Here is a 17,303-nt window from a genome sequence, read left to right as displayed (position 1 = left end):
AATAGGAAAATCAACGAGAGAAAATGAGGAATTTTCCCCGTTGGAATTTTAAGTATGTTATAATAAATAAACTTAGAATGGAGGTAGGCATAGATGAATTCTCTATCCAATGAATTTGCAGTTCAAGTGCTTAAAGACGAAGCAGATCGAATCAAACGTTTGATTACAAATCAAAAAAACAGCTTGTGTATTTCACAATGTAAGGCCTTTGAAGAAGTAGTAGATACACAAATGTATGGTTTCTCACAGCAAGTTGGATTTGCAATTCGTGTGGGGATCATTGATAAAATAAAAGGACAGCTGTTGCTGAGTGAATTAGAGCGGGAATTGAACCGATTATATAGTGAGGTTTACCAAGAAAATTATGATAAAAAAGAAATCGGCAAGGAGGAATAAACTTGCCTAAGAAAATGAAAAAAAGGCATTTATTAAACTACAGTATTTTGATCCCTTATTTGATTTTATGTATTTTGGGATTAATTATGGTGTATAGTTCAACATCTTATTTATTACTTGAAAACGGAAATAGTCCATCGGCCTCTTTTTTTAATCAAAGCTTGTTTTGGGGAATTAGCTTAGTTGCCATTGGTCTTCTTTATAAAATGAAAACAGAAGTATTAAAGAATCAGCGATTAATTATGGCTGCAATTGCTGTTTTGATTATCTTGTTACTGATTGTTTTATTTTTTGGAAAAGAGGTTAATGGCGCAAAAGGCTGGCTGCAACTTGCTGGTTTTTCGATTCAACCAGCAGAATACTTAAAGATTATTGTGATTTGGTATTTGGCGTGGACATTATCGAAACGACAAAATAGTGTACAAAAAGATTTTGCATCAACGGTTAAAAGACCGTTACTGTTAGTACTTGGACTAACAGCATTGGTAGCTGTTTTACCGGACTTTGGAAATGCAACAGTTATTTTTTTAATTATTTTAATTTTGCTTTTAGCAAGTGGAATTAATTATATTTATACATTGATTGTTGGATTTGGTGGAGTTGGTTTAAGTTTTTTGGCTATTTGGTTGATCAACATTACGCATGGGAAAATTTTTCCCGGGCGATTACAATACATCTACAACCGATTTGCTATTTTTCAAAATCCTTTTGCAGATGAATTAAACAAAGGACATCAATTAGTTAATGGCTATTATGCGATGTTTAATGGTGGACTTTTTGGTAGAGGACTAGGAAATAGCATTCAGAAAAAAGGTTTTTTACAAGAAGCACAAACGGATTTTATTTATGCTATTGTGGTAGAAGAACTAGGGGTGATTATGGGAATTCTAATTCTTGCCATCTTATTTTTCATGATTATTCGAATTATTTTAGTCGGTATTCGTTCAAAAGACCCTTTCAATTCTTTAGTATGCATTGGAATCGGTGCAATGTTTTTGATTCAAGTATTCATTAATCTTGGAGGAATTACTGGCGTGATTCCTTTAACAGGGATCACTTTCCCCTTTTTGAGTCAAGGTGGTTCTAGTTTATTGATGTTATCCATTTGTATTGGTTTTGTACTAAATATTAGCGCAGACGAAAAACGAAAAAGTTTAGGTTTATACTAAAAAGTTGTAGGAGTGATTCGATGAAAAAAGTTTTAGTTGCTAACAGAGGAGAAATAGCGGTCCGTATATTTCGAGCATGTACCGAATTAGGAATTAAAACTGTAGGTATCTATGCAAAAGAAGATGAGTATTCGGTTCACCGTTTTAAAGCAGATGAAGCCTATCTCATCGGAGAAGGAAAAAAACCAATTGATGCTTACTTAGATATTGAAGGAATCATTTCGATTGCTAAAACATGCGGCGCGGATGCGATCCATCCCGGCTATGGATTATTATCTGAAAACTTAAGTTTTGCTAAACGATGCAGCGAAGAAGGAATCACTTTTGTAGGTCCTGACTTGCATCATTTAGAAATATTTGGAGATAAAATCAAGGCAAAAGCGGCTGCAATTGAAGCGGGAATTGCTTCGATTCCCGGAACAGATGGACCAATCAAAAGTGTAGAAGAAGCATTGACGTTTGCTGCACGTTACGGTTATCCGATTATGATTAAAGCCGCTTTAGGCGGCGGCGGTCGAGGAATGCGTGTAGCTTATGATGAAAAAAGTGCACGTGAAGGATATGAACGCGCAAAAAGTGAAGCAAAAGCGGCTTTTGGCAGTGATGAAGTTTATGTAGAAAAATACATTGCCAGTCCAAAACACATTGAAGTTCAAATTTTAGGGGATAGATACGGCAACGTGATTCACTTGTTTGAAAGAGATTGTTCCGTTCAAAGGCGTCACCAAAAAGTGGTAGAAGTAGCACCGTGTGTGGCAATGTCTGAGAAACAGCAAAAACGTATCTGTGAAGCAGCCGTTCAGTTGATGAAACATGTGGGTTACGTCAATGCTGGCACGGTTGAGTTTTTAGTGGAAGGTGATAAATTTTATTTTATTGAGGTCAATCCGCGTATTCAAGTTGAACATACGATTACTGAAATGATTACAGATATCGATATCGTGACGTCACAATTGCTGATTGCCCAAGGAAAAGACCTGCATAAAGAAATTGGCTTGCCACAACAAGCACAGATTTGCTGCAATGGCTTTGCTATTCAATGCCGAATTACTACAGAAGATCCGTTGAATCATTTTCTTCCAGATACAGGAAAGATCGATACGTATCGTTCCCCCGGTGGATTTGGAGTTCGTCTAGACGTCGGGAATGCTTATGCCGGATACGTTGTGACACCGCATTTTGATTCTTTGTTAGTAAAAGTGTGTACTCATGCAGCTGATTTTGATACAGCCATTCAAAAGATGACTCGTTGTTTAAAAGAGTTTCGTATTCGAGGTGTAAAGACCAACATTCCTTTTTTACTGAATGTAATTTCTCACGCTGATTTTCAATCGGGTGATGCCAAAACGACATTTATTGATAATACGAATGAACTATTTTTATTTCCTCGTTTACGTGACCGTGGAAATAAAACGATGAAATATATCGGAGAAATTACGGTTAATGGGTTTCCGGGAATCAAAAATGAGGAAAAAACATTTTATGAGTCGCCTCGTGTACCGAAAAATTTAATGAAGCGTACTGATTATCTGACCGCAAAAAATGTCTTAGATACAAAGGGAATCACAGCTTTGATTGATTGGATCAAAGCTCAAGAAAACCTATTGTTGACGGACACGACCTTTCGAGATGCACATCAAAGTTTGTTGGCTACTCGTGTGCGTACCAAAGACTTTAAAGAAATTGCACAGTTGACTGGTGAAGGGTTGCCTGAACTATTTTCAAGTGAGATGTGGGGGGGCGCAACTTTTGATGTGGCGTATCGTTTTTTAAATGAAGATCCTTGGCAAAGATTGAGAAAAATTCGAGAATTGATGCCAAATACACTTTTACAAATGCTTTTTAGAGGGTCAAACGCGGTAGGATATTCGAATTATTCAGATAACGTATTGGTGGAATTTGTTAAAGAAGCAGCTAGACAAGGAATTGATGTATTTCGGATTTTTGATAGCTTAAATTGGATTCCACAAATGGAAAAAAGTATCCAAGCAGTTCGTGATGCCGGAAAAGTGGCTGAAGCTGCAATTTGTTATACGGGCGATATTAATGATCCTGCTCGTGCTAAGTATAATGTTCAGTACTATAAGGAGATGGCCAAAGAGTTAGAACAGTTGGGTGCGCATATCATTGCTATCAAAGACATGGCTGGGCTTCTTAAACCACAAGCAGCATATCGTTTAGTCAGTGAATTAAAAGAAATAACTGATGTACCAATCCATCTTCATACACATGATACTAGCGGCAATGGGATTATTACGTATTCGGCAGCTACGAAGGCAGGCGTAGATATTGTTGATGTTGCAATGAGTGCAATGAGCGGAAATACGAGTCAACCAAGCATGAGTAGTTTGTATTATGCATTAGTTAATGGACCGCGTGTACCTGAAATTAATATTCAAAATGCCCAGCAGCTGAACCATTATTGGGAAGACGTTCGTATGTATTATAAACCGTTTGAAAATGGATTAAATGCTCCTGAAACTGAAGTTTATATGCATGAAATGCCCGGTGGCCAATATTCTAATTTGCAACAGCAGGCAAAAGCTGTTGGGTTAGGCAATCAATGGGATGAAATCAAGCAAATGTATCATACCGTTAACCAAATGTTTGGCGATATTGTAAAAGTAACGCCTTCTTCAAAAGTAGTGGGAGATATGGCTTTGTTTATGGTTCAAAATAAATTGAGCGAAGAAGATATCTATAAAAAAGGGGAGACATTGAGTTTTCCTGAATCAGTTGTTACCTTCTTTCAAGGACAATTAGGACAGCCAGTAGGAGGATTCCCTGAAAAATTACAAAAAATTATTCTTAAAGGTCGTCCAGCCATTACTCAACGACCAGGAGCTTTAGCTAAACCGGTTGATTTTAATAAAGTAAAAGAAGAATTGGCAGAAAAAATTGGCTACGAGCCAAAACAAGAAGAGATTCTAAGTTACTTGATGTATCCACAAGTATTTTTGGATTATCAAAAAGCTTATAATCAATTTGGAGAAGTAACGTTGCTTGATACACCTACATTTTTTCAAGGTATTCGTTTAGGAGAAACGGTCAATGTACAAATTGAAAAAGGAAAAATTTTGATTATCCGTCTAGATGAAATCGGAGAACCAGATATTGAAGGAAACCGAGTGCTATTTTTTAACTTAAATGGACAGCGTCGTGAAATTACTGTAAAAGATCATTCAATTATCAGTACTATACACAAGCGCATCAAAGCTGAACCAACAAACCGTGAGCACATTGGCGCAACTATGTCGGGGGCTGTTTTAGATGTATTAGTTAAAAAGGGAGATCGTGTTAAAAAAGGTGATCCGTTGATAATTACTGAAGCGATGAAAATGGAAACTGCGATCGAAGCTCGTTTTGATGGTGAAGTTTCACAAGTTTATGTAACAGCGGGTGAACCAATTGACTCAGGAGATTTATTGCTTGAAGTAACTGAAAAATAAAGGTGGGGGAATAATGAAACGGCTAGGTTTGTTTAGTGCGATATTATTATCGATGATTTTTGTATTTTACATGCAGCCGGTGTTTTTTCCCGCTGGATTTGAGAAAAAGAAAAGTCTAGAACAACAACCACAAAGTCAAATGACAATGTGGAAGTATCAAACACTTCAAGCTACTGGTTTTTCGGCATATATTGGACAATCAATAGGCGAACTAGAACGGCGTTTTGGTCAACCGTATGAACAGTTGGCTAGTGGTTTTGGATTTGAAACTAGGTATTATAAGGATCAAATTAATCAACTATCTTTTGAAGCCAATATTGAAAGTGGTCAAGTTTCAACCATTAAAGTATTGCAAGCTGATCAAACGAATATTGCGCCTTTTTCATTTGGAATGACTTTGCAAGACCTCACTGAAATTACAACGATCTATACTAATTTTTCCTTTCAATATCATGAAGCGGAATTTGGAATTGAATTGATGGAAGAAGACATGAATTATCGGCCGTTGATTGCCTTTAATAATGGAACCTTTGCGATTTTATTCTTTGATCAAAGTAACAGCGGATTGTTTTCTCTTGTGTATTTAAACAAAGAGAATTTATTGAAACTTCATCCTTATCAAGTATTCGGTGAAGACTTGCCACAATATAAAATGGAAAAGCAAGTGAATTGGTCGGAAATTGACCATGCAAAAGCAAAACATAGTTATCAACTATTAAATCAATTTAGACAGTTGGACGGGTTAGCGTTTTATAAGCAAATGCCTGCTTTTTCCATCCAAACGACGTTGCTTTTGACTGATTTTTTGCGATATCCAGGAGAAATTTTATCGAAAGAACGACTGGCAGAATGGCAGCAAATCAATGGAAGTTCTAAAACGACAGCTAAATTTTCACTGACAACGGATGAACTTAATGCACTTGTTGCTAAAAGAAACCTTTCAAAAGTCAATGGTGTGTTCTCTCATCCGATTATTGACCCAACTTTTACTTTTCTATTGTTGTATAGTGATCCTTACTATCACGATCGTTTTTTGAGGAATACTTCTGATTTATTAGGAATTGCTTTTTCAAAAGAAAATATGTTAGTCTTATTGCAAGAAGAAGTTAAGGAGAGTACTGATAGCAGTGAAGATTAATGAAGAATTGTTTAAATTAGAAGATCAATGCAAGCATTTATCTGCGTGCATCAAACAAAGTAAAACAATGAAAAATTATTTGAAATCTAAGAAATTGATGGAGCAATCGAAAGAAGTAAAAAAGTTGATGGCTCACTTTGCAGTAAAAAAAGAGCAGTATGAAAAAGTTGCGCCTTACCAAAATTATGCACCGGAGTTTCGAGAAATAAAGATGGCTGTGTGGCAAGCAAAGCGACAACTTGATTTAAATGAAAAAGTTGCTGCTTTTCGTGTGAGAGAAACGCAATTACAAAACGTATTAGATGAAATTAGTCAACAGCTTGCTAAAACAGTTTCTTTGACCATCAAAGTAGATGCAGGAAATCCTTTTTTTGAAAAAAGAACACATAATGGGTGTGGAGGTAGCTGTCATGAACGATGAAAAAAATGAATTTCAACTAATTAAGCGCCGCGGTTTGATTGTTTGGGTGTACAGTTTGAAGCAATTGAAAAATTTAAAAAAATTTGGGTTACTTCATTATGTTTCACGGAAAATGAAATATGTTGTATTGTATTTAAGTGAAGAGACATTTGAACAAACTGAAGAACGAATCAAAAAATTACATTTTGTTCGTCGAGTAGAACGCTCTTATCGACCAGACGTTGAAATGAATTTTGCTGAAAAAATTGGCTCAAAACAAAAGGTAAAAGAAGAAGGTTTTGAAATCGAAGAAATCAATACAAAAATACGTTTAGCTGATCATGTCTTTTAGTATTAAATCATTTAATTTGCTTACTAATAAAAAAGATAAAAAATAATTTGAGAAAGCCGGAATTTAATGGCAATCCAAGTTTTTTTATCTTTTTTTTGGTATACTGTTAACAGCACAATTTTTAAAAGGAGTGAGTCAATGCGAGTCATATCGGGAATTTATGGCGGTCGTCGTTTAAAAAGTCTAGCTGGAGTAGCCACACGACCTACGACAGATAAAGTAAAAGAATCCATTTTTAATATGATCGGTCCTTATTTTGAAGGAGGAGAAGTCCTAGACTTGTTTTCAGGAAGTGGTAGTTTGGCGATTGAAGCGATCTCTCGCGGCTGTGAACATGCGGTTTGTGTAGAGAAGAATTACCAAGCTATAAAAGTAATTAAGGAAAATATTGAACAAACAAAAGAGTTAGAAAAATTTACTGTATTAAAACTTGATGCAGATAAAGCCATTGAAAAATTAGCAAACGACCATTGGGTATTTGATTACTTATTTCTTGATCCACCTTATGCGAAACAAAAAATTGAGGATCAAGTCATAAAAATGTCGGAATTGAATCTTTTTAAAAAATCGGCTGTTATTGTATGTGAAACAGATAAAACAGTTGAACTACCTGAAAAAATTGCTAGTTTTATTCAGATAAGAAAAAAAAACTATGGCATTACGTCCGTTACTATTTACAGAAAAGAGGACGATCAATGAAAAAAGCTCTATTCCCTGGGAGTTTTGATCCTTTAACCAATGGACACTTGGATATGATCGAACGAGCCGCAAAATTGTTTGATGAAGTAATTATTGGAGTATTTGTGAATACTTCCAAAAAAAGCTTATTTACTGTAAAAGAAAAAGTAGCACTCATCGGCCAATCAGTCGAACATCTTTCAAATGTTAAAGTGCTTCATCAAGAAGAACAATTAACCGTAGAAATTGCAAAAAAATTAAAAGTTAATGCAATTATTCGCGGTATTCGTAGCGTAAAAGATTTTGAATATGAGCGTGATATTGCCCAAATGAATCGTTACTTAAATCAAGAAGCAGAAACAATTTTTTTGTTAGCAAAGCCAGAATACAGTCATATTAGTTCAAGCTTGTTAAAGGAAGTTTTATATTTCGGGGGCGATGTTAGTTGTTATCTTCCTCCTGCAATTAATGAAGCTTTAGCTAGAAAGCGTGAAAACAATGAATTTTAAAAAGTGGTTAAAAACAATTCTTGTTCTTTTTTTAGGAATTTTCATCATTGGCTTTGTCGTGGTGCCGTTGCCGTATTATGTAGAAGCGCCAGGAGCTACGATCAATTTGAAAGAACTAATCACCGTAAATGGAAAAAAGGATCAAGAATCTGGTTCTTTTTCACTAACCTCTGTTGGTGTACGTCAAGCAACCGGTTATTTAGCAGTCAAAGCAAAACTCTCTCCTTTTGAAGATTTGATTAGTGCAGAAGAGTTAACTGGCGGAGCAACAAATGAAGAGTATAATCAAATTCAACGCTATTACATGGAATCTTCACAAAATGCGGCCATTGAGCAAGCATTAAAATTAGCTGGGTTACCCTATAAAATGGAATTTAAAGGTGTATATGTTATGAGTATTGAGAAAAATTCCAGCTTTTATGGCAAATTAGCTGTAGGAGATACTGTTACACGAATCAACGGACAAACATTCAAAAGTGCAGAAGATTTTATGAAATACGTGAAAAGTAAAAAAGTTGGAGAAAAAGTGACGATCACTTATTTGCATGCTGGAAAAGAAAAGGAAGCTTCTGGAAAGTTGATCGAACTTTTAACGGATAAAAAGGCCGGGATTGGCATCACATTAACAGATCACACAGCCATTCAGACAAAGACCAACGTTTCAATCAATTCCGGTTCAATAGGAGGTCCTTCGGCAGGGTTAATGTTCACTCTTGAAATTTATGAACAGGTGACTGGCAAAAATCTTCGTCATGGAAAAGAAATTGCTGGTACAGGTACGATTACTAGTGAAGGCGAAGTTGGACGCATTGGAGGAATTGATAAAAAAGTTGCAAGTGCAGATCAAGCTGGTGTAGAGATTTTTTTTGCTCCGGATGACCCCATTTCAGTTGAAGTCAAAAAAGAATATCCTGAGATTCAATCAAATTATGAAGAAGCGAAAGCTGCTGCAAAAAAATTAAACACAACTATGAAAATCGTTCCAGTTAAAACCGTCCAAGACGCACTAAATTATTTAGAAAAGATGAATGAAACAAAGGAATGATTTTAACTTAATACTTTTATAAACTATTAAAAGATCGTTTCATCATTAAAGTTAGAAGAAAAAAGAGCAGTAATTATTTTTTATGCGTGGGAATGAAAAAAACTTTTTTACGTATTTAATAGTGAAAAGCAAAATGAATTAGTTTTAAATTTTAAAGAAAGGAAATTAGCATACAGGTAATTTTTACTAAAGCAGCCAAAGCAGAAAAAGAGAGTGCTAGTAATATGAAAAAAATTTATCAGCGAATCTTTTCCTTACCACAGCGAGTTTTTTATTGTATTTTAATTATACCTGTTTTTATACTCATTATTGGTGGCTTTCTATACTTAAAAAAAGAGGAATATCTCATACCAACCTCTTCAAAGGAACGGCCACTGATAGAATCCTTTCAAGAAAATCAATCTTTTAAGGCAAGCAATGAAAAAATAAGTGAAACTTCTGATTCCCTCATTTATGTTGATGTAAAAGGAGCGGTAAACCGACCTGGAATGTATTCTTTTTCTATAAAAGACCGGGTCTTTGACGTGATAAAAAAAGCCGGAGGATTGACTGAATTTGCAGATGAGAAGCGCATTAATTTGGCTTCTAAATTAACAGATCAGCAATTATTATACGTGCCTACAGTAGGAGAAGAATTGTCTAATGAGCAAATACTTAATACGAATGAGTTGACGGCTACAGAATTATCTAAGAAAAAAGTGGACAAAGAAAAAATTAATCTTAATACGGCCGAACTTTCACAATTGCAGGAGATACCGGGCATCGGTGAAAAAAAAGCACAAGAAATTATTCAGTATAGAAAAGAACATGGTTCATTTAAAAATGTCGAAGAGCTTCAAGAAATATCAGGGATTGGTGAAAAGACAGTTGAAAAAATCAAAAACTTCATTACAATTGCTATAGAATAAAAAATAGAGGTGGCTAAAATGAATAATGAACGGATTCCTTGGGATCAATATTTTATGGCTCAAGCAGTGTTATTATCATTGAGAAGTACGTGTACGCGACTGGAAGTCGGGGCGACTTTAGTTAAGGAAAAACGAATCATTGCTGGGGGATATAACGGGGCAGTCAGTGGAGATGTCCATTGCATAGATGAAGGTTGCTATATTGTGGACGGTCATTGTTTACGAACTATCCATGCAGAAATGAATGCGCTATTGCAATGTGCCAAATTAGGTGTGCCAACTGAAGGTGCTGAAATTTATGTCACTCATTTTCCTTGTTTAGCGTGTACAAAAGCTTTATTACAAGCAGGAATAAAGAAGATTAATTACTTACATGATTATCGTAATGATCCTTATGCGCAATCATTGATTGAACAATTAGGAGCGACCGTTCATCAAGTTTCTCTAGATTCCACTCATTTTTCTAAGCTTCAAAAAGAATTATCAGGAGAACATGTTTAAATTATTTTGCAACCAAGTGCAAAATCGATTGGTTTTTCCAGCGATTTCTTCGATTTTTATCTGTCTGGTTTATTATACAGACAAAGAGTATAATCGTTTGATTTTCGCTGGCTTTTTTTTCTTTTTTTTACTGAAAGAAAATAAACAAGTGATGTATCTTAGCCTAAGTTGCAGCTTGCTGGTTTTCTTTTCTTGTTGGTTAAAAGAAAAAGAACCTATTGTTGATAAAAACACGATAGAACGTGTGGCGGTAGTATCAGATACAGTGAAACTAAATGGTGACTTGGTTCATTTTGTAGGACTTACAAATAGTAGGCAAAAGCTCCATCTGAGTTATTATGCTAAATCTGAAAAAGAACGAGATTCATTTCTTATCATGAGAAGAGAAGCAATCACACTAGTGGTTTTAGGTGACTATCAAGCACCAGTAAAACAAAGAAATGCGTATGCTTTTGATCAAGTAAAAAACGACAATATTCATCGAATCGCCGGTCGCTTCCAAATTCGTAAAATCAAAGAACTTTTTAAAGAAAACTCATGGCAAAATTTTTTAACAAGAAAAAGGGGAACATTTATCACCTATATTCAAAATAGTTTTCCAAATAAGGTTAGTGTGTACATGAACGCACTTTTATTTGGCTACAAAGATAGTCAGTTTTTAACATCAGAAGAAACATATAAAAAAACAGGCTTACTTCATTTGTTCAGTTTATCGGGAATGCATATTCAAGCTTATTTAGGTTGGCTCTATTATCTTTTTCGTAGGGGAGGATTCACCTTATCATTTAGCTTTATACCGATCGTGTTATTAACACTTAGTTATTTTGTGTTAACTGGTGGAGCAATATCTGTGCTGCGGGCGGGAATCTTATTTTTATTAAAACTAGCTTTAAAGCTTTTTAAACTAAAACTTTCCTCGTTAGATTGTTTTTCAATTATCTTATGGCTGCTTTTATTGATTGAACCTCTTTGCCTTTTTCAAGGAGGTGGACAGCTTAGTGTAGCTATGAGTTTCTTGTTTCTTTTATTTCCTGCAACTGCTAGGAATAAAAGCCAAAAAATTGCATCAATTGTATTATTCAGTATTGGTACGTTACCACTTACTGTCTGGCATTTCTATCAGTGGCCGGTAGCAGGAAGTGTGTTAACAGTTTTATTTGCCCCAATTTTTCTTAATTTTTTTCTCCCGTTGTTTGTTTTTCTTTTTATTTTTAGAAGCTATCTTCCTTTCTTTATGGTGGAAGGATTGGAAGGGCTATTGGGAAAATTTGAGACTTTCCTTGATTTTTTTAGATTTTCAACAGTGATTATTGGGCAGCCAAGTTTTTGGTTGATGATTTTTAGCGTGGGATTTTTTTTATGGATCATAGAAACGAAGCAAATGAAGCCTGTTTCATCTATGAGTTATGCGATGGTGATTCCTTGTTTAATGATGTTTTCTCGCTTTTTTAAACTAGAGAGTAGTGTTACTTTTAGTGATGTAGGACAAGGCGATAGTATTCTTTTAACAGCGCCTTTTCAAAAAGAAACTGTGATGATTGATACTGGAGGAAAACTTTCTTTCCAAAAAGAAGCTTGGCAAAAACAAAGGATCAGATCTTATGCAGAATATAATCTTGTTCCATTTTTAAAAGGAAAAGGAATTAGTCGTATCAATAAATTGATTTTGACACATAATGACATAGATCACGTAGGAGAGTTAGCGACTCTTTCAAAACAGTTCAAAATTGATTCGGTTTATATTGGTTGGGGCGCAGGAAATAGCCCTTCACTAAGTAAACAATTAAAGCTTCTAAAAAAAATGGGAACAAAAATCTATGAAGTAAAACAAGAAGATCAGATTAAGGGATATTTTGATTTTTTTGTATTGGCACCGGATAAAAAGGGAACGGGTAAAAATCAAGATTCGATTGGACTCGTGTTTACTTACCGTTTGCTTTGTTTTTTATTATTAGGTGATATTGATCAAGTAACAGAAGAAAAAATTAGAAAGCGTTACCCCAATTTAAAAACTGATGTAATTAAGCTAGGGCATCATGGCAGTCGTACGTCTAGTAGCCCTAAATTTATTGAACAGTTAGCAGCAACTTACGGAGTCATTTCTTGTGGTCTGAATAACTCGTTTGGTCATCCTCATCAAGAAGTATTAGAAATTTTAGCTGCATATCAAATCAAGGCATTACGGACGGATCAACAAGGATCAATTTCTTTTAAATGGCACCCCTTGTGGTACCCTACTGGTAAAATTCAACCATTAATTAACTAGCAATTTACGCATACTCATGGTAGGATAAATTGGAAAGTGGGGAATGTTATGAATATTCAAGCAGACTTGCAAAAAATCCGTAAAGAAAAACTTGCTCCTTGTTATTTGGTTTTAGGTACTGAAAAATATTTGCAAGATCAGGTGAGAACAGAAATTTTAAAAAAAATACAAATAGATAATCAAGCTGATTTAAACTTTTTAAGTTTTGATATGGAAAATGCCAGTATTGACGAGGTAGTGGCAGAAGCTGAAACTTTGCCTTTTTTTGGAGAGCAGCGTTTAGTTTTTGTAGAAAATCCATACTTTTTAACAGCTGAGAAAATTAATAATGGAATAGAACAACGTACAGAGATTCTTGTCAATTATCTAAAAGAGCCTTTAGACACAACTGTTATAGTATTCTTTGCACCATATGAAAAATTAGATGAACGCAAGAAAATCACTAAACAGCTAAAAAAGACGGCGATTATCATCAATGTACAATCATTAAATGAAAAAGAAGTACGACAGTATTTATTACACACATTAGAAAATATGCCAATTACGATGGAGCGAAAGGCTATTGATTTATTTTTACGCTTGACGGATCTTGATTTATCTAAAATGATGCGAGAGTTGAATAAATTAGTTCTTTATGGTCAGCAACAAGAACAGATAACGAAAAGAGAAGTTGAACAGCTGGTACCTAAAACGCTTGAACACAATCTTTTTGATATGACCCGCTATATTTTATCTGGCAATGCAGAGAAAGCTTTGCGCTTGTTTGAAGATTTAATCATTCAAGGAGAAGAGACGATCAAAATCAATGCGATCTTACTTTCTCAGTTACGTCTACTTTTACAAACAAAATTTTTAATGAACATTGGCTACCAGCAAGCGAATATTTCTGAAACCTTAAAAATACATCCTTACCGTGTTAAATTAGCCATGCAAGAAGTGCGTAATTTGGATGAAAGAATAGTTAGACAATTATTTGATGACCTCGTTGAGATGGATTATCAAATTAAAAGCGGTCAAATTGAAAAAGAATTAAGTTTTCAATTATTTGTTTTACGAACCGGCGAAATTTTGAAGAATAAAGGAATCATTTGAAAAGTACGTGAATTCATAGATAAACACCCAAAACTATTTTTTCAGTTTTCGGTGTTTTTTTATATTGTTAGTACTGATTGTTTTAGCTTGGTGCATTTAAAAGAAATTTCTATAAAATGATTAGCAATCAGATAAGTATTTTTTAACTTATCGATTGAAAGATACTAGTGTCACTTTTCTTTTTAAATGGCAAAAATTTCAATCTTTAAATGGCGAAAAACAAAGAGCGTGAGACCCTATCCTTATCTCACGCTCTTTGTCTATTTTTCTAACAAATCAAGTATTTCTTGAGGAGAATCAATAATTATATCTACACTTTGAAATTTTTCTATATTTTTGGCTCCCCATTTAGCTAAACCAAATGCTATCCCACAAGCTTTCGCACTTTGCATGTCATATAATGAATCACCAATATAAATCGTTTCTTCTTTTTTTATGCCCAATTCATCAATTGCCTTTTGTATGGGGTCCGGAAAAGGTTTATGCAACTTAGTATCTGAAGCTGTAATTTGTATATCAAAATATAGATTTAAATTAAATCGATCAAATTCATTTTTCATTTCTTCTTTTGTTTTAGATGTGACAAGTCCTAATTGAATCCCTTTTACATGCAATGTCTGTAATGTTTCTTCTATATGCGGAAAAACTTGAGCAATGTCTGCTAATAAAAGTACGTTTTCACCCCATTTTGATAAGAGAGTTTCCTCTTCTTCTTCCGTATTTACAAACTTTTTAATAGCTTCTCTTCCGGGAATACCTAAAATATAATGTAATTCTTTAATCGGGATTTCCTTCTCTAATTCTTCACGCAATGTTTTTTGCAGAGAATGTGTCATAACATATTCTGTATCAATAATCGTTCCATCAACATCAAATAATATCGTTTTAATCATAGTTATTCTCCTTTGTGTAGATGATTTTGCTGTTTCCTATTCTAACGACTAATTCTTCAGGAATTTTTTTATCAGTTATCAAATAGTCAATTTCTTCAAACGAGTAGACAAGGTAATTGTGTGATAAATTAATTTTTGTATGATCACATAGTAATACGATTTTATTACTTTTTTCTCTAACTGCCTGTTTCATTGCGATGTCTTCTTCATGGACATAATAGATTCCCTGATTATTTATACCCGCACAACTTAAGAAAGAAATATCAAACCGATACTTAGTTAATTCCCATATTGGGTATCCACCAGTGACTGAACGACTTTCTCTATTTAAAGTTCCTCCGAGAATCGTAGTAGGTATTGAAGTGGTCTTTAAAAATTGATCGGCAATGTCAATCGAGTTTGTCACAGCTAAATTTATATTTCTGTTCGCTAAATATTGAGGCAAAAGAGAGATTGTGGTTGACACATCTAAATATACGGTTTGCTTTTCAAATAATAGTTTACTTGCTTCTTTAGCAATTTGTTTTTTCACTTGAAGTTCTTGATCTGTTCTTCCTAAATATCCATCTATTTTATTAAACGAATTTGATAAACTAATACCTCCATAAGTTCGGATCACGAGGTTATTATCCGTTAACTTTATTGTATCTCGCCTAGCCGTATCTCTAGAAACACCTGTAAGCTGCATAATGTCTTGTAAAGTCAATGATTTTTCTTTTTTCAGTCTTTCCATAATTATCATCAATCTTTTTTGCTGCTTCACCTATTCAACCCCCTTCATAAAAAAAACAAGTAATTTTAAGCATATAAATATAATAGCTTAAAATCACTTAAATGTACACTAGTATATAGTGTTCAGAAAATGGGAGCGTTTCTGAACAGTCTATTTTTTTATCTTATTTCTATAATTTTGATTCTATTTCGTGTTCATAAACCCATATCAAAATCTATGTTCATTTATACCGTTGGTATAAAGTTATGTTACAATGAAATTAATGAAGGAGTGATTTTTTTGAAAATAGGATACGCCCGGATATCTACTGGTTTACAAAATTTGGATTTACAAGAAGACAGCCTAAATAAATTTGGTTGTGAAAAAATTTTTACCGATCAGATGAAAAAATATAAAATTATTGAGCCTTATCTTAATAAACAAGAAACGATAAAGGAAATAGCTATTAAAAATAAAATACCTACTCGTACACTCTATCGTTGGGTACAAAAATATGAACATGATGGTCTAGTTGGTTTAATTAGAAAAACTCGAACAGATTTTGAGCAAATTAGAATTTCAGAAGAAGTCCGACAAAAAATAGAAGAATTTGTGTTGAGATATAAAAAAATAAGTACAAAGACATTATCTCGAAAAATTGCTTCCTATTGTAAAGAGAATAAACTGGATGTACCAAGTTATTCTCAAGCTTATAAATTGCGTAAAAGAATTCCCAAAAGTCTCATTCAGTTAGCCCATGAAGAGAGAAAATATATAAAGAGAATTATGATTTAATTGCTATAAGGGAAGTAACAAGACCGAATGAAATTTGGCAAGCAGATCATACCTTATTAGATATCAATTTACTTGATGAAAAAGGGAATATAAATCGTCCCTGGTTGACTATTATATTAGATGATTATAGTCGAGCTGTGGCTGGTTATTATTTGAGTTTTTCTGCCCCTTCAGCTTAACCTTACATCAAGCTATTTGGACAAAAAAAGATTCTTCGTGGCCTATATGTGGTATTCCTGAAAATTTTTATACGGATCACGGAAGTGATTTTACTTCAAATTTTATGGAACAAGTCGCTGTTGATTTAAGAATAAATCTCATTTTTTCTGCCATAGGAATTCCAAGAGGGCGTGGGAAAATTGAGCGTTTTTTCCAGACAATTAACCAAATGCTTTTAGAAGGATTGCCAGGTTATATTGAAAATAACTGCAACGAAAAATTATTAACTATTCAAGAATTTAAAAAGAAATTACACTGTTTTCTTATCAATGAATATAATCAAACAAATCATTCTTCTATTAAAGTAAGTCCGATAAAAAAATGGAGTGAGCAATTATTTTTACCGAATATGCCTAATAGTTTAGAAGAGTTAGATTTATTGTTATTAGAAATTCCCAAAATTCGAAAAGTCCACTCTGATGGAATTCATTTCCAAGGATTACGATATACTAATCCTAATTTATCTGCGTTTGTTGGAGAACCTGTTTTAATCCGTTATACGCCAAATGATTTGGCAGAAATTAGAGTATTTTATAAGAATCAGTTTCTTTGTAATGCCATTTCTCCAGATATTTCAAATTATGAAATCAATATGGATGATTTAATTTTTGCTAGAAATAAATGAAAAAAATTATTAAAACAAAAAATACAAGTACCAAGTTCTGTAGAATTATTAATTGAAGAGAAAAAGTATGAAGAAATAACTACTCCACCTAAGAAATCAACTTTAAAGAGGTACTACAATGAATAAAACCTTTATTGAAACAAAAGAATATAAATG

At 33.9% G+C, this 17,303-nt stretch carries 17 protein-coding genes; 15 read left to right on the top strand and 2 right to left on the bottom strand.

Going from position 1 to position 17,303, the window contains the following annotated elements; translation table 11 throughout:
* Positions 1-93 precede the first annotated feature (93 nt).
* The 13 genes from RV14_RS10195 (at position 94) to holA (ending at position 13,903) form a co-directional block, all read left to right on the top strand.
* Positions 94-396, top strand: a complete 303-nt coding sequence (locus RV14_RS10195; RefSeq protein WP_071856157.1) for a DUF1507 family protein — start codon at positions 94-96, stop codon at positions 394-396.
* Between the two features lie 2 nt (positions 397-398).
* Positions 399-1,565 (top strand): FtsW/RodA/SpoVE family cell cycle protein, encoded by a 1,167-nt coding sequence (locus tag RV14_RS10190; protein ID WP_071856156.1) that lies wholly within the window; start codon positions 399-401, stop codon positions 1,563-1,565.
* A gap of 20 nt (positions 1,566-1,585) precedes the next feature.
* On the top strand, positions 1,586-5,014 hold the full coding sequence (locus tag RV14_RS10185) for a pyruvate carboxylase (protein ID WP_071856155.1): 3,429 nt from the start codon (positions 1,586-1,588) through the stop codon (positions 5,012-5,014).
* 13 nt (positions 5,015-5,027) lie between these two features.
* Positions 5,028-6,152, top strand: a complete 1,125-nt coding sequence (locus RV14_RS10180; RefSeq protein ID WP_071856154.1) for a CAP-associated domain-containing protein — start codon at positions 5,028-5,030, stop codon at positions 6,150-6,152.
* The gene (locus RV14_RS10175; RefSeq protein WP_369886045.1) at positions 6,133-6,573 is read left to right on the top strand and encodes a YlbF/YmcA family competence regulator; all 441 of its coding nucleotides are present in this window, start codon (positions 6,133-6,135) and stop codon (positions 6,571-6,573) included. The genes RV14_RS10180 and RV14_RS10175 overlap by 20 nt, the downstream gene beginning before the upstream one ends.
* Entirely contained in the window at positions 6,563-6,904 is a 342-nt protein-coding gene (locus tag RV14_RS10170) for a YlbG family protein (protein WP_071856152.1), read from the top strand. The genes RV14_RS10175 and RV14_RS10170 overlap by 11 nt, the downstream gene beginning before the upstream one ends.
* A gap of 138 nt (positions 6,905-7,042) precedes the next feature.
* On the top strand, positions 7,043-7,603 hold the full coding sequence (gene rsmD, locus RV14_RS10165; RefSeq protein WP_071856151.1) for a 16S rRNA (guanine(966)-N(2))-methyltransferase RsmD: 561 nt from the start codon (positions 7,043-7,045) through the stop codon (positions 7,601-7,603).
* A complete protein-coding gene (coaD, locus tag RV14_RS10160) occupies positions 7,600-8,091 on the top strand; it encodes a pantetheine-phosphate adenylyltransferase (protein ID WP_071856150.1) in 492 nt (163 codons plus the stop codon). Before rsmD ends, coaD begins: the two co-directional genes overlap by 4 nt.
* Positions 8,081-9,136, top strand: coding sequence for a SepM family pheromone-processing serine protease (locus tag RV14_RS10155; protein WP_071856149.1), 1,056 nt, complete (start codon positions 8,081-8,083; stop codon positions 9,134-9,136). Before coaD ends, RV14_RS10155 begins: the two co-directional genes overlap by 11 nt.
* 224 nt (positions 9,137-9,360) lie before the next feature.
* Positions 9,361-10,044 (top strand): helix-hairpin-helix domain-containing protein, encoded by a 684-nt coding sequence (locus RV14_RS10150; protein WP_071856148.1) that lies wholly within the window; start codon positions 9,361-9,363, stop codon positions 10,042-10,044.
* Positions 10,045-10,062: 18 nt separating this feature from the next.
* Positions 10,063-10,545: a ComE operon protein 2 gene (locus tag RV14_RS10145; protein ID WP_071856147.1), complete on the top strand. Its 483-nt coding sequence runs from the start codon at positions 10,063-10,065 to the stop codon at positions 10,543-10,545.
* Positions 10,538-12,811: a DNA internalization-related competence protein ComEC/Rec2 gene (locus tag RV14_RS10140; RefSeq protein WP_071856146.1), complete on the top strand. Its 2,274-nt coding sequence runs from the start codon at positions 10,538-10,540 to the stop codon at positions 12,809-12,811. Before RV14_RS10145 ends, RV14_RS10140 begins: the two co-directional genes overlap by 8 nt.
* Before the next feature lie 48 nt (positions 12,812-12,859).
* Positions 12,860-13,903: a DNA polymerase III subunit delta gene (gene holA / locus RV14_RS10135; protein ID WP_071856145.1), complete on the top strand. Its 1,044-nt coding sequence runs from the start codon at positions 12,860-12,862 to the stop codon at positions 13,901-13,903.
* A gap of 260 nt (positions 13,904-14,163) precedes the next feature.
* On the opposite strand, the gene RV14_RS10130 is transcribed toward holA, so the two are convergent.
* Together RV14_RS10130 and RV14_RS10125 are read right to left on the bottom strand one after the other, a co-directional pair.
* The gene (locus RV14_RS10130; RefSeq protein ID WP_071856144.1) at positions 14,164-14,796 is read right to left on the bottom strand and encodes an HAD family hydrolase; all 633 of its coding nucleotides are present in this window, start codon (positions 14,794-14,796) and stop codon (positions 14,164-14,166) included.
* A complete protein-coding gene (locus RV14_RS10125) occupies positions 14,789-15,559 on the bottom strand; it encodes a DeoR/GlpR family DNA-binding transcription regulator (protein ID WP_071856143.1) in 771 nt (256 codons plus the stop codon). The genes RV14_RS10130 and RV14_RS10125 overlap by 8 nt, the downstream gene beginning before the upstream one ends.
* A 249-nt stretch (positions 15,560-15,808) precedes the next feature.
* Between RV14_RS10125 and RV14_RS12780 the strand changes: the two genes are divergently transcribed.
* Together RV14_RS12780 and RV14_RS12770 are read left to right on the top strand one after the other, a co-directional pair.
* A complete protein-coding gene (locus RV14_RS12780; protein ID WP_425429255.1) occupies positions 15,809-16,303 on the top strand; it encodes a helix-turn-helix domain containing protein in 495 nt (164 codons plus the stop codon).
* Positions 16,304-16,586: 283 nt separating this feature from the next.
* Positions 16,587-17,147 (top strand): Mu transposase C-terminal domain-containing protein, encoded by a 561-nt coding sequence (locus tag RV14_RS12770; protein ID WP_167359856.1) that lies wholly within the window; start codon positions 16,587-16,589, stop codon positions 17,145-17,147.
* The last annotated feature ends 156 nt before the right edge of the window (positions 17,148-17,303 follow it).

Source organism: Enterococcus ratti, assembly GCF_001886195.1.
In the GTDB taxonomy this organism is placed as follows: domain Bacteria; phylum Bacillota; class Bacilli; order Lactobacillales; family Enterococcaceae; genus Enterococcus_B; species Enterococcus_B ratti.
Note: the sequence above shows the minus strand (reverse complement) of the source record. Positions and strands in the feature narration are given on the sequence as shown.

Bases quoted from the DNA above. Each gene is read 5' to 3' on its own strand.
- RV14_RS10150 (WP_071856148.1), top strand. From the start codon at position 9,361: ATGAAAAAAATTTATCAGCGAATCTTTTCCTTACCACAGCGAGTTTTT.
- rsmD (WP_071856151.1), top strand. From the start codon at position 7,043: ATGCGAGTCATATCGGGAATTTATGGCGGTCGTCGTTTAAAAAGTCTA.
- RV14_RS10180 (WP_071856154.1), top strand. From the start codon at position 5,028: ATGAAACGGCTAGGTTTGTTTAGTGCGATATTATTATCGATGATTTTT.
- coaD (WP_071856150.1), top strand. From the start codon at position 7,600: ATGAAAAAAGCTCTATTCCCTGGGAGTTTTGATCCTTTAACCAATGGA.
- holA (WP_071856145.1), top strand. From the start codon at position 12,860: ATGAATATTCAAGCAGACTTGCAAAAAATCCGTAAAGAAAAACTTGCT.
- RV14_RS10130 (WP_071856144.1), bottom strand. From the start codon at position 14,796: ATGATTAAAACGATATTATTTGATGTTGATGGAACGATTATTGATACA.
- RV14_RS12770 (WP_167359856.1), top strand. From the start codon at position 16,587: ATGGAACAAGTCGCTGTTGATTTAAGAATAAATCTCATTTTTTCTGCC.
- RV14_RS10145 (WP_071856147.1), top strand. From the start codon at position 10,063: ATGAATAATGAACGGATTCCTTGGGATCAATATTTTATGGCTCAAGCA.
- RV14_RS10140 (WP_071856146.1), top strand. From the start codon at position 10,538: ATGTTTAAATTATTTTGCAACCAAGTGCAAAATCGATTGGTTTTTCCA.
- RV14_RS10195 (WP_071856157.1), top strand. From the start codon at position 94: ATGAATTCTCTATCCAATGAATTTGCAGTTCAAGTGCTTAAAGACGAA.
- RV14_RS10170 (WP_071856152.1), top strand. From the start codon at position 6,563: ATGAACGATGAAAAAAATGAATTTCAACTAATTAAGCGCCGCGGTTTG.
- RV14_RS10185 (WP_071856155.1), top strand. From the start codon at position 1,586: ATGAAAAAAGTTTTAGTTGCTAACAGAGGAGAAATAGCGGTCCGTATA.
- RV14_RS10155 (WP_071856149.1), top strand. From the start codon at position 8,081: ATGAATTTTAAAAAGTGGTTAAAAACAATTCTTGTTCTTTTTTTAGGA.